We start from the raw sequence: 26,928 nt of genomic DNA, 5'->3' as shown, positions 1-26,928 counted from the left end.
CCTGGCGCCTGGCGCCTCGCGCCTGGCGCTTGGCGCGGGCGCTTAGCGTTGGACGAGCGTCATTTCAAAGCTGTAGGAATCGGCCCGGTAGACATGGTGGCCGGTTTCGACCATGCGCCCGGTGTCATCCACCGCGGTCCGCTCCATCGTGACCAGGGCGGAGCCGGGGGTGGTTTCCAGCAGCGGAGCCTGGTAATCGTTGGCGATCATGGCGCCGATCCGCTGCGAGGCGAGGCGGAAGTTCACCCCGCCGTTGCGCAGGATTCCGTACAGACCCTGCGAGCCCAGGAGCGCCTCGTCGATGAGGGTGATGTCATCGCGCACCCAGTTCTCCATCAGGGCCAGCGGTTTGCCGCCGACCTTCCGGAGCCGGGTGAAGTGGTAGACCTTCGCGCCGGCCGGAAGCTGGAGTGCCTCCCGGGTGGCGGCGTCGGCCTCCTCATGCGAGAAGCTCAGCACCTCGGTGGTGGGCTTGCTGCCGTTGTTGCTCAGGTCGTCGTAAAGACTGGAGAGTTCCAGCGGGCGCCGGACCTGGCTGGACACCACCTGGGTGCCCACGCCGCGCTTGCGGACCAGCAGGCCCGAGCGGACGAGTTCATCCATGGCCTTGCGCATCGTAGGGCGGGACAGATTGAGCTGGGCGGCGAGATCGATCTCGTTTTCCAGCCGGCTGCCCGGCTCCAACAATCCGGTGTGGATGGCGGCCTCGATGCCCTGCACCACCTGATGGTAGAGCGGCACCGGTGAGGAGCGGTCGATACTGAGATTTAGTTGATTCGCCACTGAGCTCTCCCTTGTGCTCCGCAGGGGCCGCTCGTGCCGGCCGGTCCGCGTATGTCAGGTATATGTTCGCTTGATAGGACATACTTCCTTGTTCTGATACTAGCAGGGTGATGAGGGACAGCCAATGGTGCTCCGGCCCTCTTGCGGGCTGTCCCGGGCTGCGCCAGGCGGCGCGGTGAGGGCCAATCCGGGCATTTCTTCCAATTGTGTTACGTCAAAACATCCTAATGTCAGGACAAACTATTGACAACTGTGATCGGAGTCACCATGATCATTTGTAGATAGCCCACGGACTGACGCGACGAAGCGGTCGGCGTGGCCCGGAATCAAAGGAGATTGATCGTGACCAAGTTCTCGTGGCGGAAGGCAGCCCTGACGGCGGCCGTGGTACCCATGCTGGCCCTGAGCGCGTGTTCCAGCACCGGCGGCAAGCCCGCAGACTCAGGCAACGCGGCCGGCGGAGGCCAGGCAGCTTCCACGCCCCGGATCAAGATCGCCCTCATCACCCATGCCGCTCCGGGCGACACCTTCTGGGACATCCTCCGCAAGGGCGCCGAGGAAGCCGCGGCCAAGGACAACGTTGACCTGCTTTACACCTCGGATCCCGAAGGCGGCCGCCAGGCCCAGCTGATCCAGCAGGCCATCGACCAGAAGGTGGACGGCATCGCCGTGACACTGGCCAAGCCGGACGCCCTCAAGGACGTGCTGAAGAAGGCCACGGATGCCGGCATTCCGATAGTCAGCCTGAACTCCGGTGCCGATGTCTGGAAGAAGGTGGGTGCGTTCACCCACTTCGGTTCGGACGAGAACCTGGCCGGCGCCGCCGTCGGCGACAAGCTGGCCTCCCTGGGCGTCAAGCACCCGATTTGCGTGATCATGGAGCAGGGGAACGTCGCCCTCGATTCCCGGTGTGCCGGTGTCAAGTCGAAGGTCCCGGGCACCGAAAACCTGTTCGTGCAAGGAACGGACATGACCCAGGTTTCCTCCACAGTGACCGCAAAGCTACAGGCGACCCCGGACGCCGACGCCATCATCGGACTCGGCGCACCGTTCACGCTCACAATTGACAAGGCCGTTGAGTCACTGAACCTGCAGAGCAAGGTCAAGGTGGCCTCCTTCGACATGAACGGCGAGCTCGCCCAGGCGATCATCGACGGCAAGGTGGCATTCACCGTGGACCAGCAGCCGTGGCTGCAGGGCTACGGGTCCATCGACGCGCTGTGGCAGGTCAAGCGCGGCGGCATCCACGTGGGTGGCGGACTTCCGGTACTGACCGGCCCGTCGATCATCGATCAGGCAGCAGCTCCTGACGTCCTCAAGTTCGCCAAGGAAGGCATCCGCTAAGGATGCCCCAGCCGGGTTCCGGGGCTTGGCGGCCCCGGAACCCGCCCAGGTAGGAGAAACACTATGACTCAATTAGCCGTAAAGATCCCTGTGCGTGATGAACGCATCGGTAAACGCAACCCGCTCCAGGCCCTCCTGGGGCGGCCCGAGGTCGGTGCCCTGGTGGGTGCGATCGTCCTGTTCATTTTCTTCTCCGCTGTTTCCCCGACCTTCCTGCAGCCGGCGTCCTTCGCGACGGTGCTCTATGGAAGCTCGACCATCGGGATTATGGCGGTGGGGGTGTCGCTGCTGATGATCGGCGGGGAGTTCGACCTCTCCACCGGTGTCGCCGTGATCAGCTCGGCGCTGACGGCGTCGATGTTCAGCTGGTACTTCAGCACGAACGTCTGGGTCGGCGTCGGCCTGGCTTTGCTGGTCTCCTTGTCCATCGGCTTCATCAACGGCTGGATCCTGATGAAGACCAAGCTGCCCAGCTTCATCGTCACGCTGGCGACGTTCCTGATGCTGACGGGCCTGAACCTGGGCCTGACCCGGATGATCGGCGGCGGCGTGTCCTCACCGTCGATCTCGACGATGGACGGCTACAAGGCGGCGCAGGCCGTGTTCTCCTCCTCGGTGAACATCGGCGGCGTCGATGTGAAGAACACCGTGTTCATCTGGATCCTGCTCGTGGCGGTGGCCTCCTGGGTGCTGCTGCGGACCAAGGTAGGCAACTGGATCTTCGCCGTCGGCGGGGACGCGAACGCGGCCCGCGCCGTGGGCGTGCCGGTCAAGGCGACCAAGATCGGCCTGTTTATGGGCGTGGGGTTCTGCGGCTGGATCCTGGGCATGCACAACCTCTTCGCGTTCGACGCCGTGCAGTCCGGCGAGGGCGTGGGCAATGAATTCCTCTATATCATCGCCGCGGTGATCGGCGGCTGCCTCCTGACCGGCGGGTACGGCTCGGCGGTGGGCGGTGCGATCGGCGCGTTCATCTTCGGCATGGCCAACAAGGGCATCGTCTACGCGCAGTGGAACCCGGACTGGTTCAAGTTCTTCCTGGGCCTGATGCTGCTGCTGGCCACCATCGTGAACCTCATCGTCAAGCGCCGCGCGGAACTCAAGTAAAGGGGCCCGGACCACCATGAATGCCAATCAGACAGACGCCAAACGGATTGACCAGAAGCGGCTCCTCAAGGATGAGAAGGACCCGCTGACCCACACCCCCGTCCACCTGCTCTCCCTGGAGGGCGTGGGCAAGCATTACGGCAACATCGTCGCGCTCAGCGACGTCACGATGGCCGTGGACAACGGCCGTGTCACCTGCGTGCTGGGCGATAACGGCGCCGGCAAATCGACGCTCATCAAGATCATCGCCGGCCTGCACCAGCACGACGCGGGAGTCCTGAACATCATGGGCGAGGAGCGGAAATTCGATTCGCCCCGCGACGCCCTGGACGCCGGGATCGCTACCGTCTACCAGGATCTGGCCGTCGTCCCGCTGATGCCGATCTGGCGGAACTTCTTCCTCGGCTCCGAGCTGACCAGCGGCTTCGGCCCGTTCAAGAGCATGGATGTCCAGCAGATGAAGGACATCACCAAGCAGGAACTGGCCGAGATGGGCATCGACCTGCGCGACGTGGAGCAGCCCATCGGCCAGCTTTCCGGCGGCGAACGCCAGTGTGTCGCGATCGCCCGGGCCGTGTACTTCGGGGCGAAGGTCCTGATCCTGGACGAGCCCACCGCCGCCCTGGGCGTCAAGCAGTCCGGCGTCGTGCTGCGCTACATCCTCCAGGCCCGCGACCGGGGGCTCGGGGTCATCTTCATCACCCACAACCCGCACCACGCCTTCCCTGTCGGTGACCGCTTCCTGCTGCTCAAGCGCGGCAAGTCTATCGGCTACTACGACAAGAAGGACATCACCCTGGACGAGCTCACCGCCCAGATGGCCGGCGGCGCCGAACTCGCCGAACTTGCCCACGAACTCGAACAGCTCGGCGGCCACGGCGATGTGGTCAAGGAGGTGCAGGCCGAAGTGGCCGAGACGTCCAGCCAACTGCCGGGCTGAGCAGCGGCCCGGTGCGCAGCACCTGTACGGGTCAACTTCACGAGTCCGGGAACCCCGGCCGGCGCCCGCCGGCCGGGGTTTGACCTGAAAGCCGTTATGAGATCGGAGCACCATGACCATCCGGGTAGGGGTGATTGGCGCCGGCAACATGGGCGCCCACCACATCACCAACCTCGCAACAACCATCAACGGGGCGGAAGTCAGCTTCGTTGCCGACGCCGATCCGGGCCGCGCCGCGCAGGCTGCTGCCGCCGCCGGCGCCCGGTTTACCACCGAACCGTCGGAGCTGATCAACTCCAGTGAGGTTGACGCCGTCGTGATCGCCTCGGACGATTCGAGCCATGCCGGGCTGATCCTGGAATGCTTCGAGGCCATGACCCCCGTCTTCTGCGAAAAGCCGCTGGCGCCCACGGCCGCCGAATGCCGGGAGGTGCTGGAGGCCGACGCCGACATCGTGGCCGCCACGGGCAACTCCCTGCTCTCCCTGGGCTTCATGCGCCGCTTCGACCCCGGCTACGCCGAGCTGAAGCGCGTCACGTCCGCCCGTGAACATGGCGAACCGCTTATGGTGCACTGCATCAGCCGCAGCCAGGCGTCCGCCCCGGGCGCGACCACCGAATCCGCCGTCACCAACTCCGCGATCCACGAACTCGACGCCGTACCCTGGCTGCTGGGATCTCCCATCACCGACGTCGCGTGGAACTCCGGCCGGCGTTCATCACGGGCCCCCGCAGGCCTCGATGACCCCGTCCTGATGATGCTGCGGACCGCGGACGGCACGCTCACCACGCTGGAACTGTTCCTCAACGCGGAGTTCGGCTACTCCATCAAGTGCGAGGTGGTGGCCGAACACGGCACCGCCAGCCTGTCGGAACCGGCGCTGCTGACCACCAGTGCGGCCGCAGCCATGTCAACGGGCTATCCCGGGGACTGGCGGGGGCGTTTCGCTGACGCCTACCGGCTGCAGCTCCAGGCCTGGATCTCGGCGCTGGCCAACGGGGAGGAACCGCCCCTGGCCACCGCGCTGGACGGCCTGCGGGCCGCCGAGGCCGCCGAGGCGATGATCGCCTCCTTCCACAACAACGGCGCCTACACCAAGGTGGCCCGTTCATGACCGGGCCGCGCTCGCTGCCGCCGTCCCGGGTTCCGGATTCCCGTGATGCGCCCCCGCTGCGCTGGGGGATCATGGGTCCCGGCTGGATCGCGGAGCGCTTCACGGAATCCGTCCAGGCACACTCCTCTCAGCTGATTGCCGCGATCGCCTCGCGTTCGCTGGACCGTTCCGAAATGTTTGCCGGGCGGCACGGAATCCCGGCGGCTTTCGGCAGCTACGAGGAGCTGGCAGCTTCCGACGTCGACATCATCTACGTGGCCACGCCGCACAACTTCCACTATGCGGCTGCGCTCATGGCGCTCGACGCCGGCAAGCATGTCCTGATCGAGAAGCCGATCGGCATCAACCGCGAACAGGCGGCAGGAATCGCCAGCCGGGCCTCCGGGGCCGGCCTGTTCGCCGCCGAAGCAATGTGGACGTTCTTCCTGCCCAAGTTCGACGTCATCCGGCAGGTGCTCGACGCCGGAATGCTCGGGGAGCTCACCACGGTCTTCGCTGAATACGGCGAGCATTTTGACCGCAGCCACCGGATCTTCGACCCGGCCCTGGCCGGCGGCCCGCTGCTGGATCTGGGGACCTATCCGCTCTCGCTGATCACGTCCGTGCTGGGCGAACCGGACCGTCTCCTGGCGCTCGGTGAACCGCACGGTTCCGGGGTTAACGCCCAGCTTTCCGCCGTGATGTCCTTTGCCGGCGGAAAGCAGGCGGTGATGAACACCCAGCTGCACAATTTCACGCCGACCTCGGCCACCATCGTGGGAACGGAAGCCTCGCTGACCATTGACGGTCCCTTCAACATGCCCGGCGGCTTCACCGTGCGCTTCCCGGACGGAACCCGGCTGGCCTACGAGGAGGCCGCCGGGGCGCACTTCGAGGGGCTGCACTACGAAGCTGCCGCCGTCGCCCGTGCCGTTGCGGCGGGGCAGCTCGAGGTTCCGCAGCGGCCGCTCGCCGAGTCCGTCCGGACCATGGCCGTCGCCGACGCCATCAGGAACCAGCTCGGCATCGTGTTTCCCGGCGAAAGGCCCGCGGCGGGACGGCCCGCCGGCAGCTCCAGCCCGACAACCATCGAAGGAATCCTATGAAGAACGTGACCCTTGGACTCGTGGGAGTGGGACGCATCGGCGTCATGCACGCCCGCAACATCTCTGCGCTGAACAGTGTGCTCCGCCCCCGAGGAATCAACGTCGGGCTGAGACTGACCGATGTGGCCGAGGAGCATGCCCGCACGGTTGCTGCCGGGCTGGATGCCGGGTTCCTGCCCTCGGTGGAGGCCCTGATCGGCTCCGGCATCGACGGCCTGGTCATCGCCACCGGCACCGGGACGCACCCCGGCTTGATCAAGGCGGGCGTGGGCGCCGGTATCCCGGTGTTCTGCGAAAAGCCGGTGGCCATGAACGTCGCCGACTCCGAGCCTGTGCTGGACTACATCCGGTCCAAGGGCGGCACGGTCCAGATCGGCCACCAGCGGCGCTTCGACGCCGGCTACCTCGAGGCCAAGCGCGCGTTCACCGCCGGGGAGCTGGGCTGGATCCACTCCTTGCGGGCGGTCACCTGCGACATGGCCCCGCCGCCGGTGGAGTTCCTGGCCGGCTCCGGCGGCCTGTTCCGGGACTGCTCGGTGCACGATTTCGACATCCTGCGCTGGCTGACCGGACGGGAGATCGTCGAGGTCTATGCCAAGGGCTCCAACAACGGCGATCCCGCCATCGGGGCGGTCGGGGACGTGGACACCGCCCTCGCGCTGGTGACCTTCGACGACGGCACGCTGGGCACCGTCAGCGCCTCGCGCTACAACGGGGCCGGCCACGACGTCCGGCTGGAGATCCAGGGTTCGGCCGGTTCGCTTATGGTGGGCCTGGACGAGAAATCGGCGCTGGCCTCGGCCGAAGCCGGCGTCGCGTTCCCGTCCGGGGAGGCGCACCACACCTTCGCGGAGCGCTTCGAGGCGGCCTACCGCTCTGAGCTGGCGGCCTTCGTCGAGCTGATCCTGGGCGAGCGGGACAACCCGTGCACCCCGGAGGACGCGGTGGCCGCGTCGCGGGTTGCCGATGCCGCCCAGGAGTCACTGGAGACCGGGCTGCCTGTCAAGGTATCCCTGGCAGCCCGCAGCCAGGGGAGCCGCGGCTAACCCTGCCGGCGGGCCCGGCACACGGCGACAAATGCCCGGAACGGTGCCATCCGCTCCTCGGCGGACAGCTCCAGGGCCTCGGGATGCCATTGGACGGACGCTACCCAGCGCTCCGGATCCTCCAGGGCCTCGATGGTTCCGTCCTCCGCGACGGCCGTCACCGTGAGGCCGTCCGCCACCCGGGCCACCGCCTGGTGGTGGCCGGACGCGATCTTCACGGTGACGCCGTCGCCGCTCCCGTAGAGGCCCGCGATCTTGGTACCCGGCCGCACCTCGACTTCATGCCAGGCCCAGGGGCCGGCACCGTGCACGGGGGCCGGCTCGCTGTGCGCCACCGTCCCGGGCACCATGTCCTGGATCAGGGTGCCGCCGTACAGCACATTCAGCAGTTGGTGCCCCCGGCAGATCCCCAGCACCGGCACGCCGGCGCCGATCGACTGCCGGGCGAGGGCCACGTCCAGGTCATCCTGGGCACGGTTCACGTCGTAGCATGCCGCGCTTTGTTCCTCGCCGTAGAGCCGGGGGTCCAGGTCGCCGCCGCCTGGCAGGACGACGCCGTCGAGCGCCGTGAGCTCTGCGGCCGAAGGAGCCGCGGTGAGCAGGACCGGTTCGCCGCCGCCCTCGCGCACCAGCTCCACGATGTAGTCGAAGAGGTCATTGGCCTCGGCCACCCGGGGATCCGGGTCGGAGGAGCTGCTGAGGCGGACGGGAATACCGATGCGGGGCCGGCTGCCGGGGGAGTTGCGGGAAGTCTGCATGGCTTATTCTGCAACAGAATCCGAGGGCTAGGATGGCCGGATGAACAACAGCTATCTCGTGTCCCGCAGCCGGTTTGTCGCGGCCACTCCGGAAGCAGTCTTCGACGTTCTGGCCACACCCGCCCTGCACAGCGTGATCGACGGCTCGGGCACGGTCAAGGGAGCGCAGCCGCACGGCCCCGGGCGGCTGGCCCTCGGCGCGAAGTTTGGCATGGAGATGAACGTGCGGGTGGATTACAAGATCCTCAACACCGTGTGCGAGTTCGAGGAAGGCCGGCGTATCGCCTGGCGCCACTTCTACGGCCATGTGTGGCGCTACCTGCTGGAACCCGCCACCGACGCGGCCGGCAAACCCGGCACCCTGGTCACCGAGCAATGGGACGCGAGGCAGGTCCGCGGCAGGATCTTCCTCCGGCTGGCGGGCTACCTCCGCCGCCATCCGGCAAACCTGGAACAGACCCTGGCCAAGCTCGACGCCTATCTGGCGGGCTCCGGCGGCCTTGAAGCCGGCAGTACCCCGGAACAGCACCACTAGGCGCGCCGTATGAGCGCCGCCCGCAGCCTGCACCCCAGTCCGCGCACGCTGGAAGTCGAAAGCCTCGACAGCTTCGACCGGCTGGTCGCGGCCGGGGCACGGAGCATGCACGGCTGGCACGCCCAGTCGCTGGACCTGCGCGGCCGCAGCGCACCGCTGGCGGCCCTGGACGTCCAGGGTGCGATCTTCCTGGGCTGCACCTTTGACGCGGGGGTCGAGGGGGCGTTGCGCAGCCGGGGCGCCCTGATCTTTCCCAGACTCGAGGACGTACCTTTTAACCCCTACCGCGGGCAGCTGTACAGCCCGAAGGAACTGTATGCGGGAATCGAAACCTCACGCTACGAGGACACCCTCGACGCCCGAGTGTACCAATGGAGCATCCGGCCCGGCCAGCGTCACCGCCTCGACGCAACGCTCGCCGCCGCCCTGCATGACCACGCGATCGGCGATGCCCTGGACGAGCTGACCCGCTCCGAGCTCTGCACCGGCCGGACCATGGTCGGAGTCATGGGCGGCCATGCTGCCCGCCGTGGCACCGCACGCTTCGAAGAGGCCGCGCTGCTGGGCCGGCTGCTGGCGCGGAACAACCGGGTGGTCGCCACCGGCGGGGGGCCCGGAACCATGGAGGCGGCCAATCTGGGTGCCTACCTCAGCACGGTCCCGGACTCCGATTTCCAGCAGGCGCTGGAAGACCTTGCCGCCGTGCCCACCTTTCGGCCCTCGGTGTCGGAGTGGGCGCGCGCAGCAGCCGCCGTCGTCGGCCGCCACCCGGAAGGAACGCCGTCGCTGGGGATCCCGACCTGGTTCTACGGGCATGAGCCGCCAAACTTCTTCGCCACCCATGTCGCCAAGTACTTCGCCAACGCCATCCGCGAAGCAATCCTGCTGGAGCTCTGCAACGGGGGCATCATCTTCCTGCCCGGATCGGGCGGCACCGTGCAGGAGATCTTCCAGGACGCCTGCGAGAACTACTACGGCGCTCCGCAGACCATCACTCCCATGGTGCTGGTGGGGGAGGAGCACTGGCTGCGCCGCTTCCCGGCATGGCCCCTGCTGCAGAGCCTGGCCGCCGGCCGGCGGATGGAAAGCCGGATCTTCCTCGTGGACACCGTGGAGGAAGCGCTCGCCGTGCTGGACGCGTAGACGGCTACAGGTCCTTGCGGCATTGGGCATGGCCCAGCGCCTGCAGTCCGTTCAGGTCTCCGGCGGCCAGGCCGTCCGGGGCGCCGATCTCCGGGTACATCAGCTGCCGCGGATCATCAACATGTTCCAGCCCCATCACATGGCCCAGTTCGTGCAGGATCACGGCCGTGGCGTACCCGGCCCCGTCGCGCCGGCTGAGCTCCTCGGCGATCTGTGGGGAATCGAGTTCCAGGCTGCCGGTGACGAAGCTCTTGGGGCCGTCGCCGTAGCTGAAGTGGGTGCTGCCGCCGGTGCCGATCACCGGGCCCTTGAGCTGGGGTGCCTGTTCCGGAGTCGTCCACGCGATCAGCAACGGTGCCCACCGGTCCCCGTAGGCGTCCTTCTGGTAGGGGGCACGCGATGGTGCGGGGGCCTCGGTGGTGGCGCCGTCGTTAATGAATGTGATGCCGGTGGCCACGGACACCGTCCGGATGGCGTCGTCCACGAGCTGTTCCGCGCCTGCCGGCGCCAGTTCGGCATTAACCACATAGTGCAGCGGCCGGCACGGGGAGTAGCCCACCGGCGAGCCGTCCTCGTTCGTCGCAAGGAACTTGTACGAACCGCTGGCGACGGCGGGCTTCCGCGGTTTCCCGAGCGGCTCATCCTGTTCTTCGAGCCCGGGCGGGGGAGTGTCGGTCCGCGGCCCCTCCTCGGTTGCGCCGGACTGCTGGCCGGCCTGGCCTGCGGTTGGCTGGGCCGATGGCTGTGCGGGGGGATGGCTGTTCGTCCCGCGGTGGGCCTCGAAGAGGCCCACGAACCGGAGATCGCCATGCACGAACCCGGCTACCAGGAAAGCGGTAGCGCCGGCGATCAGGGCCGCCGTTGCCAGGTTGCGGATCATCTGCCGGGCGGTGCGTGAGCTGCTGTGCCGAGGCCTCCGATCCCGGAGGCCGGCACCTTCCACTAGCCGACCACCGCGCCAAACGCCAGGCCCAGCAGATACGTCACGCCGGCAGCGCCCATGCCGATGGCGAGCTGGCGCAGGCCACGGGTGGTGGGGGAGGTGCCGGACAGGAGGCCGACGACGCCGCCGGTAAACAGCAGCGCCAGGCCCACCAGGACGGCGGAGACCGCGAGCGCCGCGACGCCGGTCAGGCCGAGGAGGAAGGGGATGATCGGCACGATGGCGCCGGAGGCGAAGAAGCAGAAGCTCGACGCCGCCGCGCTCCAGGCGGTGCCGACAGCCTCGTGTTCATCGTGCGCCTCGCGGCTTTCCGGCCACAGCGAGAGGCTTGGATCGCAGTCGCAGTCCAGCAGGCCCATCCGCTCGGCGACGCGGTGTTCGGCGGCCTCCCGGGACATTCCGCGGGCCAGGTACACGAGCAGGAGCTCGTTGTGCTCGATGTCCAGGGCGGGCGCCGCGGCCAGGGTGACCTGGGTGGGAAGCGTCGCGGCCAGGAGCTCCCGCTGCGATCGCACGGAAATGAACTCGCCGGCGCCCATCGACAGTGCCCCGGCCAGCAACCCGGCCACCCCACTGAGGAGGACCACGTGGCTCCCCACACCGGAGGCGGCCATGCCCATGACGAGGGAAAGGTTGCTGACCAGGCCGTCGTTCGCGCCGAAGACGGCCGCCCGGAAGGTTCCGGCCAGCCGGTTGCGGCCCCGGGTGGCGAGCCCGCGGACGACTTCTTCGTGGATTTGTTCGTCGGCGGCCATCGCGGGGGTGGCGGAAGGGTCACGGGAGTACGGCGAGCGGCTTTCGGCGCGCTGGGCCAGGGCCAGGACGAACACGGAGCCGAAGTGGCGCGCCAGGAAGCCCACGAACTGGCTGCGGAGCGAAGCATGGCGTGGCCGGCCGGCTTTGTCACCCAGGAGCTGGAGCCAGTGCGCCTCATGGCGGCCCTCGGCCTCGGCCAGCGCGAGCAGGATGTCACGTTCTTCGCCGTGGCGGTTCTGGGCCAGGTCACGGTAGACGGCGGCTTCGGCCCGTTCATCGGCGAGGTACTGGCGCCAGCGCTTGATGTCCGCGGGGCTCGCCGCGTTGCTTGGGTCCGCGGCACTCGCTGCCGCGTGGGCGGCGGCGGTTTCGCTGCGGGCGGTGGCTGCGTCTGCGGCTGCGTTGTCTTGGTCAGATTTGGCGTGCTGAAACACGAAAGCTCCTGGGCTTGAAAGGGCATGGTGCGGCCCCGTTGCCTCTCCAGAGTACCCCGTAATCCAGCGTAATTCCGGCTGGCAATCCTTAGTCCAAAGTTTAGGCAAACCGTAACCATAGTGCCGTCTCAGGGCCTTTGGCTGGCACCGGCGGGCAACCCTTGACCCTCAGGGTCCGCGGTGTTCGAATGAGAGCCAGGCGGGTTCCCGGCAGGCCCGCCGCCGGCCGAACACCCGGGTCCCGGCCTGGGCGGGCGGACAGCTTGGACCACTGCCAGCAGCTCGAGCGCACGGAGGTCGCACCATGGACAACACCGGCTCCATCCCCATCCAGCCCAGGGAAACCGTCGAGTCCGATCCCGCCTACGACTTCGCCGACGACACCCCCATCGATGACGAGAAGTGGGACGAGGAGAGTGAGCAGGAGGAGCTTGTCGACGAAGATGAGCGGGCCGTCCCGCTGGACGCGGACGAGTTCCGCGAACCGGAGGAACAGGACTAGCCCGACGGTTGGATGCCGACGGTTAAACACTGACGGGACACTGACACTTAAACGCCCGACGGCGGCGCCTCCTTGGGGAGGCACCGCCGGTGTTTTGGCAGTTTTGGTCCGCCGACCGGCCGGGTGACTCAGGCCTGGTGCGCCAGGACCGGAATCTGTTCTTCCTCGACGGCGCAGCCGGCGACCCGCCGGTACCAGTTCTTCATGACCGAGGGGTCGGTGGGCCTGGTCAGCAGCGACACCACGACGTCGACGATGGCGGCCACCGTTCCGTTGGCCTGGTCCATATCCCGGGAATTCGCGGCTTGAACGAATACTTGGTTCGCCACTAGTAATTACTCGTTTCCTCCCGATTGCTTGCCCGGACATGGGCCGCCCGAAATACTGGGTTTCATTCACCATGAACACCGAGGGGGGACTCGTGGTCTGTGATTTCATGTCGCGGCGCCGGGGTCAGTTTGTAGTAGTCGGCGTATTTTCACTTCTGCTCGCGCTGACCGGCATCGGCGCGTCGGATATTGGTGGAGATGAGGCAGTCAGTTGGTGGTCGTCCCAGTTGTCATGGCCGGATTTTGTCCGCGTCATGAGCCAACAGGACATGAATTTCGCACCCTATTATGCCTTCCTGCACTTGTGGACAAACGCGTCCACTGAACTATGGTGGATGCGCCTACCCTCCGCGGTGGGAGCCGCTGTGGCTGCCGTGGCTCTCACCGGCTTGACCCGTTACCTCTTCAACGCCGGGGCGGCTTGGCTGGCCGCGATGCTCACTGTCCTATCGCTCTCGTGGATTGCCTTCGCGCAGGAGGCCCGCCCTTATTCCTGGGCTGCGGCCATTGCCACGCTGGCCACTTGGGTGTTCGTAGCCCTTTGTGACCGCGTCCGGCCCAGGCCCGTAGCGTTCTATCTTCTGCTAATGGCCCTGCTGCCGCTGGCCCACTTATTTGCCGTGATGGTAGGCGGAGTACATTTGCTATTCGCCTTGGTGCGCAGGGACCGCGGGATGGCGGTCCTGTCCCTCGTCGGCATAGTCCCTGGCCTGATCATTGGAGTTCTGGTTTCGACGCAGGTGAAGCAGGTTAGTCAAACGGTGCCAACGGCGCTCGGGGCCGTGCAGGACGTGGCCGGGATGAGCAGCCTCACGTGGTACATGCCGGTGGCCCTCCTGGCGCTGGCAGGTCTGGTTGCCTATCGCGGGGGCGGGGGTGGCCCTCGTAACTGGACCGATGTCGTGTTGTTCGCCAGTTGGTGGATTTTCCCGCCGGTCCTCCTATGGGCTTTGTCCGTTACTATCACGCCTGTCTTTGCGGCGAGGTACTTTCTGTGGACCACCCCGGCCATGATCATCCCCGCAGCGGCGCTGCTGGAGAGGATCATCCGGGGCATGCCAACCAAACCCATCGCCACAACTGCGGCGCGGGCAGTTGTCTTCCTAGTCATCGCCGGCCTGATGGTGGCAATGATTCCCAAGCAGATCCAGGTCCGAAGCGCTTCCGGGCACTTCTGGCAGGCCGGGCAGATGGCTGAAACCATTCTGCAGGCCCGCGGAACTTCGGACGCCCTCATAGCTCCTGAATACGGCGTCCGGCTTCCGGTCGAGTACCATCTTCGGAGCGTGGAACTGCCTCAGCCCCTTGCTGCTGGCGCAGCGAGGGACGATGGCCGCTATGACCCGCCAGCCGTGCCCGTAGCGGAGGAACGCGCCCGACTTGCGGACTACTCGAGGGTGTGGGTGCTCTCGACGCCGGGGAAACCCCACCGCGTCCCGAGCGGATTCTGTGAGCAGCAATCCTGGACTGGCGGCTCTCAGGTAGCCGTGCTGACTCTGGCGGCGCGCTGCTGAACATGGTGTCCGGGCTGACGGACCACATGCCAGGCTCAGGACCAGCACGCCCGCTCCGATCGCCACCACGAGCCACATGCCGGAGGCTTCCCTCGGGTCACTGACTTATTGCCTAATAGGCAACGCTTGTTGCAGCGCAATATGTTGTGATCCCGGTAGCAGTCAAGACGCAATCCGCGCAGCCGCAGTATCCGCCGTCCTTGGACGTTGATCCCGCTAGTATTGCTCCCATGAAGGGGCCGAGCGGCCGGCCGTGAAAGGTTCCTAAATGAAGGCTCTACCAGTTGAACCGAGCAACGTTCCCGTTGCCATCGGTTCCCGGATCCGCGCCGCCCGGCAGTCGCAGCGGCTCACGATCGAGCAGGTTGCCGACGCCACCGGCCTGACCAAGGGCTTCCTGAGCCGGGTTGAGCGGGACCTCACCTCACCGTCCGTCGCGTCCCTCGTGACGCTGTGCCAGGTGCTCTCCATCTCGATCGGCGATCTCTTTGCCGCTCCCGAGACGCACCTGACGAAGAAGGACGAAGGTCCCCGGATTTCGCTTGGCGGGGAGGGGATCGTGGAGCGGCTGCTGACGGCCCGCTCCGAACGGCGGGTCCAGATCATCCAGGCCGTAATCGAGCCCCGCGGCCGCGGCGAAGCCGAACTGTATGCCGTGGACTGCGACGTCGACGTGCTGCATGTGGTCCGGGGGAGCCTCCGGTTGATCCTCACCAACGAGGAGTTCGAGCTCCATGCCGGGGACACCGTGACGTTCCCCGGCCGGGAGCCGCATACCTGGGTCAATCCCACGGACGACGCCGTCGAGGTGCTGTGGGTGCTGGTCCCGGCCGCCAGCCGGTAGCCGTACTCCGCCTGGGCCATACCCCCGCTTCACTCCAGGCCCGGCATGGTGACGCGTACGTCACATGGTGTTTACATCATGGAAACGCTGAATTAATCCCTGGGCTGACCTCGTAACGCCGGCGAAATGACGGACGAGCCTTGCTGAAACATGCCCTCGGTAACGTCGTCTGCGGGGGGACGTGCACCGTCCCGCAGATGAAGCAGCAGAAGCAGTAGAAATGGTCTCGCCGGTCCGGCGCCCTTGACGCGCCAGCATTCGAGGAAGGCTCCCGCAATGAACTCGTCAGTGCTTGAAGCAGTAATGGCTGTAGATCCCCAGACGCTCGATCCCGGCGCGACGGCGTGGATGCTGGCAGCATCCGCCCTCGTTCTCCTGATGACTCCAGGCCTCGCATTTTTCTACGGCGGACTGGTTCGGATGAAATCGGTCCTGAACATTATGATGATGAGTTTCGGCGCCATGGGGGTCGTCGCCGTCGTCTGGGCCCTGTGGGGCTATGGCATGGCGTTCGGGCCCGATTCCCTCAACGGATTCATCGGTGACCCGTTCGTGAACTTCGGCCTGAGCGGACTGACCAGCAGTATCGGCAGCAAGGCGGCCGGGCTGCCGGACATGGTGTTCATCGGCTTCCAGGCCACGTTCGCCATCATCACCGTCGCGCTGATCAGCGGCGCCGTCGCCGAACGCGTTCGGTTCGGCCCCTGGCTGCTCTTTGCCGCCCTCTGGGTGACGCTTGTCTACGCGCCCATCGCCCACTGGGTCTGGGGCGGCGGGATCTTCGGCACCGACGGGATCATCGGCAGCAAGATTTCGGCGCTCGACTTCGCCGGCGGAACCGTTGTGCACATGAACGCCGGCATCGCGGGCCTGATGCTGGCCGTCGTCCTGGGCAAACGGCTCGGCTTCATGAAGGACCCCAACATCCGCCCGCACAACCTGCCCTTCGTGATGCTCGGGGCGGGGTTGCTGTGGTTCGGCTGGTTCGGGTTCAACGCCGGCTCGGAACTCGCCGCCGACGCTACGGCAGGCCTGGCCTGGACCAACACGCTGCTGGCCACGAGTGCAGCGCTGCTGGGCTGGCTTCTGGTGGAGCGGATCCGTGACGGGCACGCCACCTCGCTCGGCGCCGCCTCGGGCGCGGTGGCCGGCCTGGTCGCCGTCACCCCCGCCTGCGGGTTCATCGACCCCGTCGGCGCCATCCTGATCGGCACCGTGGCGGGGGCTGTCTGTGCGCTCGCCGTCGGGCTGAAATTCAAGATCGGACTGGATGACTCCCTCGACGTCGTGGCCGTGCACTTCGTCGGCGGCCTGTGGGGGACGCTGTCCCTGGGATTCTTCGCCCTTCCTTCCGCCAAGACGGCGGGCGGACTGTTCTACGGCGGCGGGATGGCCCAGTTCTGGCCCCAGTTCCTCACCGCGCTCATCGTTACCGTCTGGAGCGCCGTCATGACCACCCTGATCGGCTTCGCTATCCACAAGACCATGGGCATGAGGGTTTCCGCGGCCGACGAACTCTCCGGCATCGACGTGACCGAACACGCCGAAACCGCGTACGAACTCCTGATGGTTGGCGGCAGCTTCCATCCCGGGGATCAGCACGCCACGGCGGCCTCCGCGGCCTCCGCGGCGACGGAACCGGACGGCCAGAAGGACCTCGAACCGGCGGTGCGGGGCAGGGTATCCAGATGAAGCTCGTGACGGCCATCGTGCGGCCGGGGAGAGTCGACGCCGTCAGCGCCGCCCTGGAGGAATTGGGGGTCAACGGCCTGACCGTCAGCCAGGCCAGCGGCTACGGCCGGCAGCGCGGCCATGTGGAGGTGTACCGGGGTGCGGAATACAGCTCCGATCTCCTCCCCAAGGCCAGGGTGGAGGTGCTGGTCAACGAGGACGCCGTCGACGGCGTCGTGGATGCCATCATGGCCGGAGCCCGCACGGGCAGCTTCGGGGACGGCAAGATCTGGACCATCGACGTCCGCGACGCGGTCCGCGTCCGGACAGGTGAGCGGGGCGCCTCGGCGATAGCGTGAGGATCGATCGCGTGAGGGGCGGCGCTCGCGGAGCGCCGCCCCTCGGAGCGGGCGTGATGCAGGGGCCGCGCTCCTCGCAGGACAATTGGTAAACAATTGATGCGCAATACGAAACTTCGAGTGTATGATGGCTGTCACACCCATCGGTCAATCCTCGAAGGAGAGGCTTTCTCTTGGAAGAGCTGCGCATCGAGGCCAATGGCAACCTTGGCCCCATCGATTCATCCCGCATCCCGCGCTACGCGGGAGCCGCCACCTATGCACGCCTGCCACGGCTGGACCAGGTGGCCAAGGCTGACGTCACGGTGGTGGGCGTCCCGTTCGACTCCGGCGTCTCCTACCGCCCCGGCGCCCGCTTCGGCGCCAACCACGTCCGCGAAGCCAGCCGGCTGCTTCGCCCCTACAACCCGGCCTGGGACGTCAGTCCCTTCGAGAATGTCCAGGTGGCCGACGCCGGCGACATGGCGGTCAACCCCTTCAACATCCACGAAGCCATCGAGACGATCCAGCAGAACGCCCTGGACCTGACGGGCTCCGGCAGCAAGCTCCTCACCCTTGGCGGGGACCACACCATCGCCCTGCCGCTGTTGCGCGCCGCCGCCGAGCGCGCCGGAGAACCCGTCGCCCTGCTGCACTTCGACGCACACCTGGACACCTGGGATACCTACTTCGGCGCCGAATACACGCACGGGACACCGTTCCGCCGCGCCGTCGAGGAAGGGATCCTGGACACCGAGGCGATCAGCCACATCGGCACCCGCGGCCCGCTTTACGGCAAGAAGGACCTCGACGACGACCACCGCTTCGGCTTCGGCATCGTCACCTCCGCCGACGTCTACTACCAGGGCGTGCTCGAGACCGTAGCAAAGGTCCGCGACCGGATCGGCAACCGCCCGCTCTACATCTCCGTCGACATCGACGTCCTGGACCCGGCCCACGCGCCGGGCACCGGCACGCCGGAAGCCGGCGGCATCACGAGCCGCGAACTCCTGGAGATCATCCGCGGCTTCCGCGGCATGAACCTCGTGGGCGCCGACGTCGTCGAGGTGGCCCCCGCGTACGACCACGCCGACATCACCGGGGTGGCCGCCAGCCACGTCGCCTACGAACTGGTCACCCTGATGGCGGACCGCGCCATCGAAGGGGACCGATTCGGCGCGCCCACCGGCTACGCCGCCCAGGCCCTCGGCCAGGAAACCCGCCGCACGGCCGGATTCTCGCGATGAGCGGCGTGCGCAACGGCGGGGACCTCGTCGTCGAGACCCTCGAGGCCCTCGGCGCCAAGACCGTCTTCGGTATCCCCGGCCAGCACGCGCTGGGCCTCTTTGACGCGATGGGCCGCGGAAAGCTGCACTTCGTGTCCTCACGGGTGGAGAACAACTCCGCCTTCGCCGCGGACGGCTATTCCCGGGCCACCGGTGAAGTCGGAGTCCTCTTCCTCTCCACCGGCCCGGGTGCTCTCACCGCCCTCGCCGGGCTCCAGGAGGCCTATGCCACCGGCGTGCCCATGGTTGTGGTCGCCAGCCAGATCCCGCTCGAAGGGCTCGGCGCGCGACGCAAGGGCATGTTGCACCAGCTCGATGACCAGAAGGCCTCGGCCGCGAATGTCACCAAGAGCCAGCGGCTGATCCAGCATGCCTCGGGTATCCCCTCGGCCATCCAGGACGCCTGGACCGAGGCGATCTCCTCGCCGCAGGGCCCGGTGTGGCTTGAAATCCCACAGAACGTGTTGCTGGACCCCATCATGGTGCCCCCGGTGGAGGATGCCCTCGCCGAAGCGGCGGACAACCCGCCCCGGGTGGAGTTGATCCGGGAAGCCGTCAAATGGCTCTCGACGGCGGAACGTCCGGCCATCATCGCCGGCGGCGGCACGCGCCGCGGCCGGGCCGAGAAATCGCTGCTCTCCATCGCGGAGAAGCTGCGGGCGCCGGTGATCTGCACGCCCGGCGGCAACGGCGCATTCCCGTGGAACCATGAGCTCTCGCTCCAGTCCTGGATCGAGGACCAGTACATGACGGAGCTGCTCGAAGACGCCGATGTACTGATCGTCGTCGGCTCCTCCCTGGGCGAGGTCACCTCCAACTACTTCACCTTCGAACCCCGCGGCCGGATCATCCAGATCGACGCCGAGCCCCGCGTCCTGGAGTCAAACCGCCCCGGCCTGGGCATCCGCGCCGACGCCGGCCAGGCCCTCGAGGCCCTTGACGCCGCCCTGACGGACCCGCACGGCGAGCGCGCGGACTGGCACGGCACCTCACCCGAGGCCCTGGTCAAGGAGTCCCTGGCCAAGGTCAGGGCCCGGCTGGAGTCCCAGGATCTCGGCAAGGAACTGAAGTTCATGGCGGACATCCGCGAGGCCGTTCCGGCGGCCATGCAGACGTTCTGGGACATGACGATTTCGGCCTACTGGGCCTGGAGCTGCTGGGACGCCCGAGAGGGCCAGTTCCACTCCGCGCAGGGCGCCGGCGGCCTGGGCTTCGGCTTCCCGGCGGCCATCGGCGGCGCCGTCGGCCTGGAAACCACCGGCAAATCCGGCGGTTCGGCCCGGGTGCTGGCCGTCTCGGGCGACGGCTCGGCGATGTACTCGATCGCCGAGCTGGCCACGGCCAGGCAGCACAACGTCCCCGTCACCTGGCTCATTGTCGACGACGGCGGCTACGGCATCCTGCGTGAGTACATGGTGGGCGCCTTCGGTAAGGCCACGGCCACCGAGCTCACCCGGCCCGACTTCGTCAAGCTGGCCGAGGCCTTCGGCGTCCCCGCCACCCGGGTGTCCCCGGAGGGCGTCGGGGATGCCCTGAAGGCGGGGTTCGCCGCGGACGGACCGAACGTCGTCGTCGTCGAAACCCTGCTCAGGATGTTCGGACCGACGCACCTCGGCGACTGACACACCCCCTTCGCGACGGCGCGGACCGGCAGCCCAGCTGCCGGTCCGCGTTTGCCATTTAACCGGAGTTTCGGGGATCCCCAAAAGGTTTAGTTTCCCAAAGTAACCAATTTGCGATATGGTTGCCTAAGGCAAGTAAAAGAGGGATGTCTTCCATGTCAGTTGCACCGAACGCCGCAGCCAAACTCGTGTACCAGATCTTCGATCTCCAGCGTGCCGTCCGCTGTGTCGCCATGCTCAACCTGCGGGGGCAGGACACCGGGGTGGCGCTGCAAGGCGTCCTGAGGTTTGTGGGGGAAGGCGAATCCCGCGCCACGCACCTTGCGGAGCGCCTCGGCGTCAGCGCCCCCGTCCTGAGCCGGCACATCGCCGAGCTGCAGGAGCAGGGCTACGTCGTCCGCAGGCCGGATCCGGAGGACGGGCGCGCCCAGCTGGTTGCGCTGTCCCCGCTGGGAGTGGAAAAGCTCCGTGAGATCGAGGACCAACGCACGGCCACGCTCCAGGGACTCCTACTTGACTGGAGCGAGGAAGACGTCGAACAAACGGCGGAAATCCTGCAAAAACTTGCTGAGTCCCTGAGGACCACAGCCCGGGCAAAGACGGCCGGATCCACCACTACGACCACCGTTGCTGAGGAGTAAACATGGCAAGCCACGCTGCCGCCACCGGGCCTTCACCGGCCCCCACACCACCTGCGCACCCCGCTCCCGCGGGGGCGATGACCCACCGCCAGATCATGGAAGCCCTCACGGGCCTGCTGGCCGCGTTTTTCACCGCGATCATCAGCAGTACCATCGTTGCCAACGCGCTGCCGACGATCATGTCCGAGCTCAAGGGCAGCCAGACGGACTTTGCCTGGGTCATCACGGCGGCCCTGCTGGCCAACGCCGCCACCACGCCGATCTGGGGCAAACTGGCGGACCTCTTCAACAAGAAGTTCCTCGTCCAGCTCAGCATCGTGATCTTCGTGGCCGGTTCCGTGATGGCGGGCCTGTCCGACTCGATCCCGCTGCTGCTCACCGCCCGCGTCATCCAGGGCATCGCGATGGGCGGGCTTACGGCGCTGGCCATGGCCATCATCGGCTCCATCATCCCGCCCCGTGACCGTGGCAAGTACTCCGGCTATATGGGCGCTGTGATGGCCGCCGGCACCGCCGGTGGTCCGCTGCTCGGCGGCTTCATCGTCGACAGCCCGCTTGGCTGGCGCTGGACTTTCTTCGTCTGTGTCCCGCTGGCCGTCGTCGCCCTCATCCTGCTGCAGATCACCCTCAAGCTGCCGCACGTCCGGCGCCCGGCAAAGATCGACTGGCTCGGATCCATCCTGCTCACCTCCGGCGTCAGCCTGCTGCTGATCTGGGTCTCCTTCGCCGGCAACCCGGACTACTACGACTGGTGGTCCTGGCAGACGGTCGCGATGGTGGGCGGCGGCATTGCCCTGCTGGCACTCCTGGTGTTCGTCGAATCGCGGGTGTCCCAGCCCATCATTCCGCTGAAGATCATCTCGGAGCGCACCACGGCCCTCGCCATCCTTGCCTCGGTGGCTGTCGGCGTCGGTATGTTCGGTTCCTCCGCCTTCCTGGGCCAGTACTTCCAGGTGGCACGTGGCGCCAGCCCCACCGAAGCCGGGCTGCTCACGCTGCCCATGATCGCAGGCAACCTCATCGGCTCGGTCCTTTCCGGCCAGCTGATCAGCCGCACCGGCAAGTGGAAGCGTTACCTCGTTGCCGGATCCATCCTGCTCATCGGCGGGCTGGGACTGGCCGGAACCATGGACCACACCACGGAGCTCTGGGCCACGGGCCTCTACACCTTCGTCCTCGGCCTTGGCCTGGGGATGCTCATGCAGAACCTGGTCCTGGCCGTGCAGAACACCGTCAAGGCCTCCGAGATCGGCACCGCCAGCGCCTCCGTGTCCTTCTTCCGCTCGGTCGGCGGCGCCATCGGCGTCTCCGTGCTGGGCGCAGTCCTGGCCAACCGTGTCAAGGAACTTGCCACCGAGGGCCTGGCCAAGGCCGGGATTCCCGTTACCGGCGGATCCGCCGGGGGAAGCATGGACCTCAAGGACATGCCGGCACCGATCCGCGACATCATGCGGGCAGCCTACGGTGACGCGACGGCCCAGATCTTCATGATTTCCGCCATCATCGCCATCGTGGCGCTCATCGCGATCCTCCTGATCAAGGAACAGCCCCTGCGTCGCACCGTGGACATCCAGCCGGAGCCCGCTGCCGGCGCAGCCGCTGCTGCCCAGTCCGACGGCGGCCAGGCAGAGTCCGCCGCCGGAACCGGAATTGTGGACCTTGACCGCGAGTTCATCGAGGTGCTCAGCCGCCCGCATAACAATGAGTCCCGCTTCCCGGCGGCCGCGCTGCTGGGGTCGGAGGGCCTGGAGGCCGGCCGGCTGGACTCCGACGGTTCGGGGGCAGCCCGGCAGGACGCTGACCGGCTGGACACAGGCAGCTTTGACCGGGCCGCCAGCCGGGAAGTAGCGCGGCTGCGTGCCCGCACCCTGGTCGCCGACGCCCGCGCCGAAACGGCCGACGTCGTGCCCGTACTGCTGCGGACCCAGCAGTTGCTGGCCGAGCAGCAGGTCCAGCTGGCGGAGGCGCTGCGCGCCGTCCACGAGCAGGCGGCGGAGCAGCGTGCGATTGCGGCTGAACAGGCCCGCGTCAGCGAAGAGCTCACAACCCTCCGCCGGCAGCTGGCAAAGGAACGGAAACTGCAGCGCGCCGCCGCCGACTACATCGCAACCCACGGCCGGCACCGGAACGAGTAGCATCCCCGGGCCGGCCGTCCCCGGCAAGCCTGCCGGGTAAGCGGAGGCGGGAGGCAGCGGAGCGCGGGCGCTGGGAATTCATCTCGTTTGGATGACACTGGGATGTCCTGTGTTCCTCGGGGGCAGGGGACTTCGTACAGTTGGATGGCTGGGATTGTCGGACGGGTCTGCTATTACTTCTGTTAGCACTTCCAACATCCACTCAGCGCTCTCCCATCGGCTCTCCAACGAGGGCCCCTAACCGGTTTCCAAAGGACTCGTGGGCATGCTCGTCACCCTCATACGGCGCTATTCCAAGCCATATCTGCCGTACATTGCGGCCGTCATCATCTTCCAGTTGGCATCGACCATCGCGGCCCTGTATTTACCCAGCCTCAACGCCCAGATCATCGATGAGGGCGTCTCCCGGGGCGATACGGACTACATCTGGCGCACCGGCGGGCTCATGCTCGGCGTGGCACTGGTCCAGGTGGCCACCGCAATCGCTGGGGTGTACTTCGGGTCGAAGGCCGCGATGGCGTTCGGCCGCGACCTGCGGCGGGGCGTCTTCCGCAAGGTGAGCAGCTTCTCGGCCAAGGACGTCAACGTCTTCGGTGCCCCCACCCTCATCACGCGCGGCACCAACGACGTCCAGCAGGTCCAGATGCTCGTGCTGATGGGGCTGAACTTCATGGTCGCCACGCCCATCATGTGCATCGGCGGCATCGTCATGGCGCTGCGCGAGGACCTCAACCTGTCCTGGCTGGTCTGGGTCTCGGTGCCGCTGCTGACGGTGGTGGTGGGTTACCTCGTGGTCCGGCTGATGCCGCTCTTCCGCTCCATGCAGAAGAAGATCGACAGGCTCAACGGGGTCCTCCGCGAGCAGATCATCGGCATCCGCGTCGTCCGCGCGTTCGTGCGCGAACCCCACGAGGCGGAGCGGTTCGGCGCTGCCAACCAGGAGCTGACCGATGTCTCGCTGAAGATCGGCGCCTTGTTCGTGCTGATGTTCCCCGCCATCGGCATGATCCTGCACATCTCCACCGCCGCCGTGCTGTGGTTCGGCGGGCAGCGGGTTGACGCCGGCGAGATGCAGGTGGGCTCGCTGACCGCGTTCCTGCAGTACCTGCTGCAGATCCTGATGGCCGTCATGATGGGCACGTTCATGGCCATGATGATCCCCCGCGCCTCGGTCTGCGCCGACCGGATCGGCGAGGTGCTCGACGTCGAACCCTCCATCCATGAGCCGCTCACCCCGGTGGCACCGGCCGAAAAGGCCGGACGCGTGGAGTTCCGGAACGTGTCCTTTGCCTACCCCGGCGCCGAGGCGCCCGTGCTGAGCGACGTCAGCTTCACCGCCGAGCCCGGCCAGACCGTGGCGATCATCGGCTCCACCGGCGCCGGCAAGACCACCCTGCTGGCCCTGCTGCCGCGGCTCTTCGACGCCGCCTCGGGTGAGGTGCTGCTCGACGGCGTCCCCGTCACCAGGCTGGACCGTGCCGAGATCACCCGGCGCGTCGCCATGGTGCCGCAGCGGCCCTACCTGTTCTCGGGAACCATCGAACACAACCTGCGCTTCGGCAAGCCCGAGGCCACGGATGAGGAACTCTGGGACGCCCTGGACGTGGCCCAGGCCGCGGACTTCGTGCGTGAGAAGAAGGACGGCCTCGGCTCCCGGATCGCCCAGGGCGGCACCAACGTCTCCGGCGGCCAGCGGCAACGGCTGTGCATCGCCCGCGCCCTCGTCACCGAACCCAAGGTCTTCCTGTTCGATGACTCTTTCTCGGCCCTCGACGTGGCCACGGACGCCAGGCTGCGCCGCGCGCTCAAGGCCAGGACCTCCGACGCGACGGTGATCATCGTCGGCCAGCGCGTCTCCACGATCGCCGATGCGGACCAGATCCTCGTCCTGGACAAGGGGCGGATCGTGGACCGGGGCACACACGAGGAACTGCTGGAAACATCGCCCACCTACCAGGAAATTGTTGAGTCCCAGCTAAGCGCGGAGGCAGTGGCATGAGCAGCACCGAGAAGGTCTCCGTACCGGACGCCGCCGCCAACGACGAGGACTTCTACGAGGAGGAATTCACTCCCGGCGAGGCCGACGGCGGCATGTTCGGCGCTGTGCCGGCCAAGAAGGCCCAGCACTTCTGGCCCTCGGCCAAACGGCTCATGGGGCTGTTGAAACCCGAGCGGGCCGGCATCGTCCTGGTGCTCGGACTCGTGGCGGTCGCCGTCGTCCTGAACGTGATCGCCCCCCGGATCCTGGGCCAGGCGATGGACGTGATCTTCGGGGGAGTCGTCGGCAAGCAGTTGCCCGCCGGGGTCAGCAAGGAGCAGTTCGTGGATGGGCTGCGCGCCCGCGGCGACAACAACTTCGCGGACATGCTGGCCAAGATGGACCTCATCCCGGGCGTGGGCATCGATTTCCAGAAGCTCGCGTTCCTCATCAGCGTTGTCCTGGTGATGTACTTCGTCGCCAACATCTTCCTCTGGCTGCAGGGCTATGTCCTGAACATCCTCGTGATGCGGGTGGTCCGCCAGCTCCGCAATGACACCGAGAAGAAGCTGAACAAGCTCCCGCTGAACTACTTCGACACCCGCCAGCGCGGCGACATCCTGTCCCGCGTCACCAACGACGTGGACAACATCCAGCAGGCACTCCAGCAGGCCTTCGCCCAGCTGGTGAATTCGGCGCTGACGGTGCTCGGGATCGTCATCATGATGTTCATCGTCTCGTGGCAGCTCGCCCTGATCGCCCTGATCGCGCTTCCGCTCTCCGGCGTTGCTGCCGGCATCATCGGCTCCCGCAGCCAGAAGCTCTTCGCCTCCCAGTGGAAGAACACCGGCGAGCTCAACGGCCAGATCGAGGAATCGTTCTCCGGGCATGACCTGGTCCGTGTCTTCGGCCGGGACGCCGACATGCTGGCCCGCTTCGACGAGCGGAACGAGGCGCTCTACAAGGCCAGCTTCGGGGCGCAGTTCGTCTCCGGCATGATCATGCCGGTCATGCAGTTCGTGTCCTACCTCAGCTACGTGGGGATCGCCGTCGTCGGCGGACTCCGGGTTGCCGCCGGCGGAATGAGCCTGGGTGACGCCACGGCGTTCATCCAGTACTCGCGCGAATTCACCCAGCCGCTGGGCCAGATGGCGGGCATGGCCAACATGCTGCAGTCCGGCGTCGCCTCCGCCGAGCGGGTCTTTGAGTTCCTCGACGCCGAGGAGCAGGACGCCGAGACCGCCACCGAGCAGCTGCCGGCCAAGACCGACGGCCACGTCGAGTTCAGGCACGTCAGCTTCAGCTACACCCCGGACAAGCCGCTGATCGGGGACCTGTCCTTCACGGCCGAGCCCGGGCATACCGTCGCGATTGTCGGCCCGACGGGTGCCGGCAAGACCACGCTGGTGAACCTTGTGATGCGCTTCTATGAGCTGAACGCCGGCAGCATTACCCTGGACGGGGTGGACATCACGCAGCTGAGCCGCGCGGAACTGCGCTCCAAGGTGGGCATGGTCCTGCAGGACGCCTGGCTGTTCGGCGGCACAATCTACGACAACATCCGCTACGGCAAGCTGGACGCCACCGAAGAGCAGGTCATGGAAGCGGCCAAGGCCACCTTCGTGGACCGATTCGTCCGGGCGCTGCCCGACGGGTACAACACGATCATCGACGAGGAAGGCAACAACGTCAGCGCCGGCGAAAAGCAGCTGATCACCATCGCCCGGGCCTTCGTCGCCAACCCCTCGCTGCTGATCCTGGACGAGGCCACCAGTTCCGTGGATACCCGCACCGAAGTCCTGGTCCAGAAGGCCATGGCTGCGCTGCGCACGGAGCGCACCAGCTTCGTGATCGCCCACCGGCTCTCCACCATCCGCGACGCCGACACCATCCTGGTGATGGAAGCCGGCCGCATCGTGGAGCAGGGCCGGCACGCCGAGCTGCTGGAACTGAAGGGCGCCTACTACCGCCTCTACATGTCCCAGTTCGCCGGTGAAGACGCCGACGCGGCCTCCTCGGACCGTGCCGTGGAAGACACGACGGCGGTGCGGAGCTGAGCGCCGCCGGCACGGCCGCCCCG

At 67.0% G+C, this 26,928-nt stretch carries 24 protein-coding genes; 19 read left to right on the top strand and 5 right to left on the bottom strand.

The features are described 5' to 3' along the window. Positions 1-42: 42 nt before the first annotated feature. A complete protein-coding gene (locus E5206_RS18600) occupies positions 43-783 on the bottom strand; it encodes a GntR family transcriptional regulator (RefSeq protein WP_136323786.1) in 741 nt (246 codons plus the stop codon). 342 nt (positions 784-1,125) lie between these two features. Here E5206_RS18600 and E5206_RS18595 point away from each other — a divergent pair, with 342 nt between their 5' ends. From E5206_RS18595 to E5206_RS18570, 6 genes are all read left to right on the top strand, one after another. Further along, the gene (locus tag E5206_RS18595; RefSeq protein ID WP_136323785.1) at positions 1,126-2,127 is read left to right on the top strand and encodes a substrate-binding domain-containing protein; all 1,002 of its coding nucleotides are present in this window, start codon (positions 1,126-1,128) and stop codon (positions 2,125-2,127) included. 63 nt (positions 2,128-2,190) lie between these two features. Continuing rightward, complete coding sequence (locus tag E5206_RS18590) at positions 2,191-3,234, top strand: ABC transporter permease (protein ID WP_136323784.1); 1,044 nt, start codon at positions 2,191-2,193, stop codon at positions 3,232-3,234. Positions 3,235-3,250: 16 nt separating this feature from the next. Continuing rightward, on the top strand, positions 3,251-4,174 hold the full coding sequence (locus E5206_RS18585; protein WP_136323783.1) for an ATP-binding cassette domain-containing protein: 924 nt from the start codon (positions 3,251-3,253) through the stop codon (positions 4,172-4,174). Between the two features lie 112 nt (positions 4,175-4,286). Beyond that, entirely contained in the window at positions 4,287-5,288 is a 1,002-nt protein-coding gene (locus E5206_RS18580) for a Gfo/Idh/MocA family oxidoreductase (RefSeq protein WP_136323782.1), read from the top strand. Then, a complete protein-coding gene (locus E5206_RS18575; protein ID WP_136323781.1) occupies positions 5,285-6,373 on the top strand; it encodes a Gfo/Idh/MocA family oxidoreductase in 1,089 nt (362 codons plus the stop codon). The genes E5206_RS18580 and E5206_RS18575 overlap by 4 nt, the downstream gene beginning before the upstream one ends. After that, the gene (locus tag E5206_RS18570) at positions 6,370-7,419 is read left to right on the top strand and encodes a Gfo/Idh/MocA family oxidoreductase (protein ID WP_136323780.1); all 1,050 of its coding nucleotides are present in this window, start codon (positions 6,370-6,372) and stop codon (positions 7,417-7,419) included. Before E5206_RS18575 ends, E5206_RS18570 begins: the two co-directional genes overlap by 4 nt. Here the strand turns inward: E5206_RS18570 and E5206_RS18565 are convergent. After that, a complete protein-coding gene (locus E5206_RS18565; RefSeq protein WP_136323779.1) occupies positions 7,416-8,177 on the bottom strand; it encodes a gamma-glutamyl-gamma-aminobutyrate hydrolase family protein in 762 nt (253 codons plus the stop codon). The genes E5206_RS18570 and E5206_RS18565 overlap by 4 nt on opposite strands. A gap of 40 nt (positions 8,178-8,217) precedes the next feature. Between E5206_RS18565 and E5206_RS18560 the strand changes: the two genes are divergently transcribed. Further along, positions 8,218-8,712 (top strand): SRPBCC family protein, encoded by a 495-nt coding sequence (locus tag E5206_RS18560; protein WP_136323778.1) that lies wholly within the window; start codon positions 8,218-8,220, stop codon positions 8,710-8,712. 9 nt (positions 8,713-8,721) lie between these two features. Continuing rightward, positions 8,722-9,855: a Rossmann fold nucleotide-binding protein gene (locus E5206_RS18555; RefSeq protein ID WP_136323777.1), complete on the top strand. Its 1,134-nt coding sequence runs from the start codon at positions 8,722-8,724 to the stop codon at positions 9,853-9,855. Positions 9,856-9,859: 4 nt separating this feature from the next. On the opposite strand, the gene E5206_RS18550 is transcribed toward E5206_RS18555, so the two are convergent. Together E5206_RS18550 and E5206_RS18545 are read right to left on the bottom strand one after the other, a co-directional pair. Further along, the gene (locus tag E5206_RS18550; protein ID WP_136323776.1) at positions 9,860-10,735 is read right to left on the bottom strand and encodes a matrixin family metalloprotease; all 876 of its coding nucleotides are present in this window, start codon (positions 10,733-10,735) and stop codon (positions 9,860-9,862) included. A 62-nt stretch (positions 10,736-10,797) separates the two neighbouring features. After that, positions 10,798-11,988 (bottom strand): VIT1/CCC1 transporter family protein, encoded by a 1,191-nt coding sequence (locus E5206_RS18545; RefSeq protein WP_136323775.1) that lies wholly within the window; start codon positions 11,986-11,988, stop codon positions 10,798-10,800. 304 nt (positions 11,989-12,292) lie between these two features. Between E5206_RS18545 and E5206_RS18540 the strand changes: the two genes are divergently transcribed. After that, positions 12,293-12,490 (top strand): hypothetical protein, encoded by a 198-nt coding sequence (locus E5206_RS18540; RefSeq protein ID WP_136323774.1) that lies wholly within the window; start codon positions 12,293-12,295, stop codon positions 12,488-12,490. A 128-nt stretch (positions 12,491-12,618) separates the two neighbouring features. Here E5206_RS18540 and E5206_RS18535 read toward each other — a convergent pair whose 3' ends face one another. Beyond that, complete coding sequence (locus E5206_RS18535; protein WP_136323773.1) at positions 12,619-12,819, bottom strand: hypothetical protein; 201 nt, start codon at positions 12,817-12,819, stop codon at positions 12,619-12,621. Positions 12,820-12,857: 38 nt separating this feature from the next. On the opposite strand from E5206_RS18535, the gene E5206_RS18530 reads away from it, so the two are divergent. From E5206_RS18530 to E5206_RS18485, 10 genes are all read left to right on the top strand, one after another. After that, on the top strand, positions 12,858-14,333 hold the full coding sequence (locus E5206_RS18530; RefSeq protein ID WP_168709386.1) for a hypothetical protein: 1,476 nt from the start codon (positions 12,858-12,860) through the stop codon (positions 14,331-14,333). Between the two features lie 268 nt (positions 14,334-14,601). Continuing rightward, positions 14,602-15,177, top strand: coding sequence for a cupin domain-containing protein (locus E5206_RS18525; RefSeq protein ID WP_136323771.1), 576 nt, complete (start codon positions 14,602-14,604; stop codon positions 15,175-15,177). Positions 15,178-15,453: 276 nt separating this feature from the next. Further along, positions 15,454-16,869 (top strand): ammonium transporter, encoded by a 1,416-nt coding sequence (locus E5206_RS18520; protein WP_136323770.1) that lies wholly within the window; start codon positions 15,454-15,456, stop codon positions 16,867-16,869. Beyond that, positions 16,866-17,207, top strand: a complete 342-nt coding sequence (locus E5206_RS18515; protein ID WP_136323769.1) for a P-II family nitrogen regulator — start codon at positions 16,866-16,868, stop codon at positions 17,205-17,207. The genes E5206_RS18520 and E5206_RS18515 overlap by 4 nt, the downstream gene beginning before the upstream one ends. Before the next feature lie 173 nt (positions 17,208-17,380). Next, complete coding sequence (gene speB, locus E5206_RS18510) at positions 17,381-18,433, top strand: agmatinase (RefSeq protein WP_136323768.1); 1,053 nt, start codon at positions 17,381-17,383, stop codon at positions 18,431-18,433. Next, entirely contained in the window at positions 18,430-20,094 is a 1,665-nt protein-coding gene (locus tag E5206_RS18505) for a thiamine pyrophosphate-binding protein (RefSeq protein WP_136323767.1), read from the top strand. Before speB ends, E5206_RS18505 begins: the two co-directional genes overlap by 4 nt. 155 nt (positions 20,095-20,249) lie before the next feature. Continuing rightward, complete coding sequence (locus tag E5206_RS18500; RefSeq protein WP_136323766.1) at positions 20,250-20,735, top strand: MarR family transcriptional regulator; 486 nt, start codon at positions 20,250-20,252, stop codon at positions 20,733-20,735. 77 nt (positions 20,736-20,812) lie between these two features. Further along, positions 20,813-22,870 carry an MDR family MFS transporter gene (locus E5206_RS18495; RefSeq protein ID WP_240690210.1) on the top strand — a complete coding sequence of 686 codons (2,058 nt, stop codon included), beginning with the start codon at positions 20,813-20,815 and terminating at the stop codon, positions 22,868-22,870. Positions 22,871-23,135: 265 nt separating this feature from the next. Further along, the gene (locus E5206_RS18490; protein ID WP_136323764.1) at positions 23,136-24,869 is read left to right on the top strand and encodes an ABC transporter ATP-binding protein; all 1,734 of its coding nucleotides are present in this window, start codon (positions 23,136-23,138) and stop codon (positions 24,867-24,869) included. Then, positions 24,866-26,905 (top strand): ABC transporter ATP-binding protein, encoded by a 2,040-nt coding sequence (locus E5206_RS18485; protein WP_136323763.1) that lies wholly within the window; start codon positions 24,866-24,868, stop codon positions 26,903-26,905. The genes E5206_RS18490 and E5206_RS18485 overlap by 4 nt, the downstream gene beginning before the upstream one ends. Positions 26,906-26,928: the final 23 nt, after the last annotated feature.

Source organism: Arthrobacter sp. PAMC25564, from assembly GCF_004798705.1.
Taxonomy (GTDB): Bacteria; Actinomycetota; Actinomycetes; order Actinomycetales; family Micrococcaceae; genus Arthrobacter.
The sequence above is the reverse complement of the archived record's forward strand: the minus strand, read 5'-3'. Positions and strand labels throughout refer to the sequence as shown.

What these genes read in the sequence shown, in the direction of transcription:
- E5206_RS18590 (WP_136323784.1), top strand. Translation starts at nt 2,191, where the DNA reads ATGACTCAATTAGCCGTAAAGATCCCTGTGCGTGATGAACGCATCGGT.
- E5206_RS18585 (WP_136323783.1), top strand. Translation starts at nt 3,251, where the DNA reads ATGAATGCCAATCAGACAGACGCCAAACGGATTGACCAGAAGCGGCTC.
- E5206_RS18580 (WP_136323782.1), top strand. Translation starts at nt 4,287, where the DNA reads ATGACCATCCGGGTAGGGGTGATTGGCGCCGGCAACATGGGCGCCCAC.
- E5206_RS18575 (WP_136323781.1), top strand. Translation starts at nt 5,285, where the DNA reads ATGACCGGGCCGCGCTCGCTGCCGCCGTCCCGGGTTCCGGATTCCCGT.
- E5206_RS18570 (WP_136323780.1), top strand. Translation starts at nt 6,370, where the DNA reads ATGAAGAACGTGACCCTTGGACTCGTGGGAGTGGGACGCATCGGCGTC.
- E5206_RS18565 (WP_136323779.1), bottom strand. Translation starts at nt 8,177, where the DNA reads ATGCAGACTTCCCGCAACTCCCCCGGCAGCCGGCCCCGCATCGGTATT.
- E5206_RS18560 (WP_136323778.1), top strand. Translation starts at nt 8,218, where the DNA reads ATGAACAACAGCTATCTCGTGTCCCGCAGCCGGTTTGTCGCGGCCACT.
- E5206_RS18555 (WP_136323777.1), top strand. Translation starts at nt 8,722, where the DNA reads ATGAGCGCCGCCCGCAGCCTGCACCCCAGTCCGCGCACGCTGGAAGTC.
- E5206_RS18550 (WP_136323776.1), bottom strand. Translation starts at nt 10,735, where the DNA reads ATGATCCGCAACCTGGCAACGGCGGCCCTGATCGCCGGCGCTACCGCT.
- E5206_RS18540 (WP_136323774.1), top strand. Translation starts at nt 12,293, where the DNA reads ATGGACAACACCGGCTCCATCCCCATCCAGCCCAGGGAAACCGTCGAG.
- E5206_RS18530 (WP_168709386.1), top strand. Translation starts at nt 12,858, where the DNA reads ATGGGCCGCCCGAAATACTGGGTTTCATTCACCATGAACACCGAGGGG.
- E5206_RS18525 (WP_136323771.1), top strand. Translation starts at nt 14,602, where the DNA reads ATGAAGGCTCTACCAGTTGAACCGAGCAACGTTCCCGTTGCCATCGGT.
- E5206_RS18520 (WP_136323770.1), top strand. Translation starts at nt 15,454, where the DNA reads ATGAACTCGTCAGTGCTTGAAGCAGTAATGGCTGTAGATCCCCAGACG.
- E5206_RS18515 (WP_136323769.1), top strand. Translation starts at nt 16,866, where the DNA reads ATGAAGCTCGTGACGGCCATCGTGCGGCCGGGGAGAGTCGACGCCGTC.
- E5206_RS18505 (WP_136323767.1), top strand. Translation starts at nt 18,430, where the DNA reads ATGAGCGGCGTGCGCAACGGCGGGGACCTCGTCGTCGAGACCCTCGAG.
- E5206_RS18500 (WP_136323766.1), top strand. Translation starts at nt 20,250, where the DNA reads ATGTCAGTTGCACCGAACGCCGCAGCCAAACTCGTGTACCAGATCTTC.
- E5206_RS18495 (WP_240690210.1), top strand. Translation starts at nt 20,813, where the DNA reads ATGACCCACCGCCAGATCATGGAAGCCCTCACGGGCCTGCTGGCCGCG.
- E5206_RS18490 (WP_136323764.1), top strand. Translation starts at nt 23,136, where the DNA reads ATGCTCGTCACCCTCATACGGCGCTATTCCAAGCCATATCTGCCGTAC.
- E5206_RS18485 (WP_136323763.1), top strand. Translation starts at nt 24,866, where the DNA reads ATGAGCAGCACCGAGAAGGTCTCCGTACCGGACGCCGCCGCCAACGAC.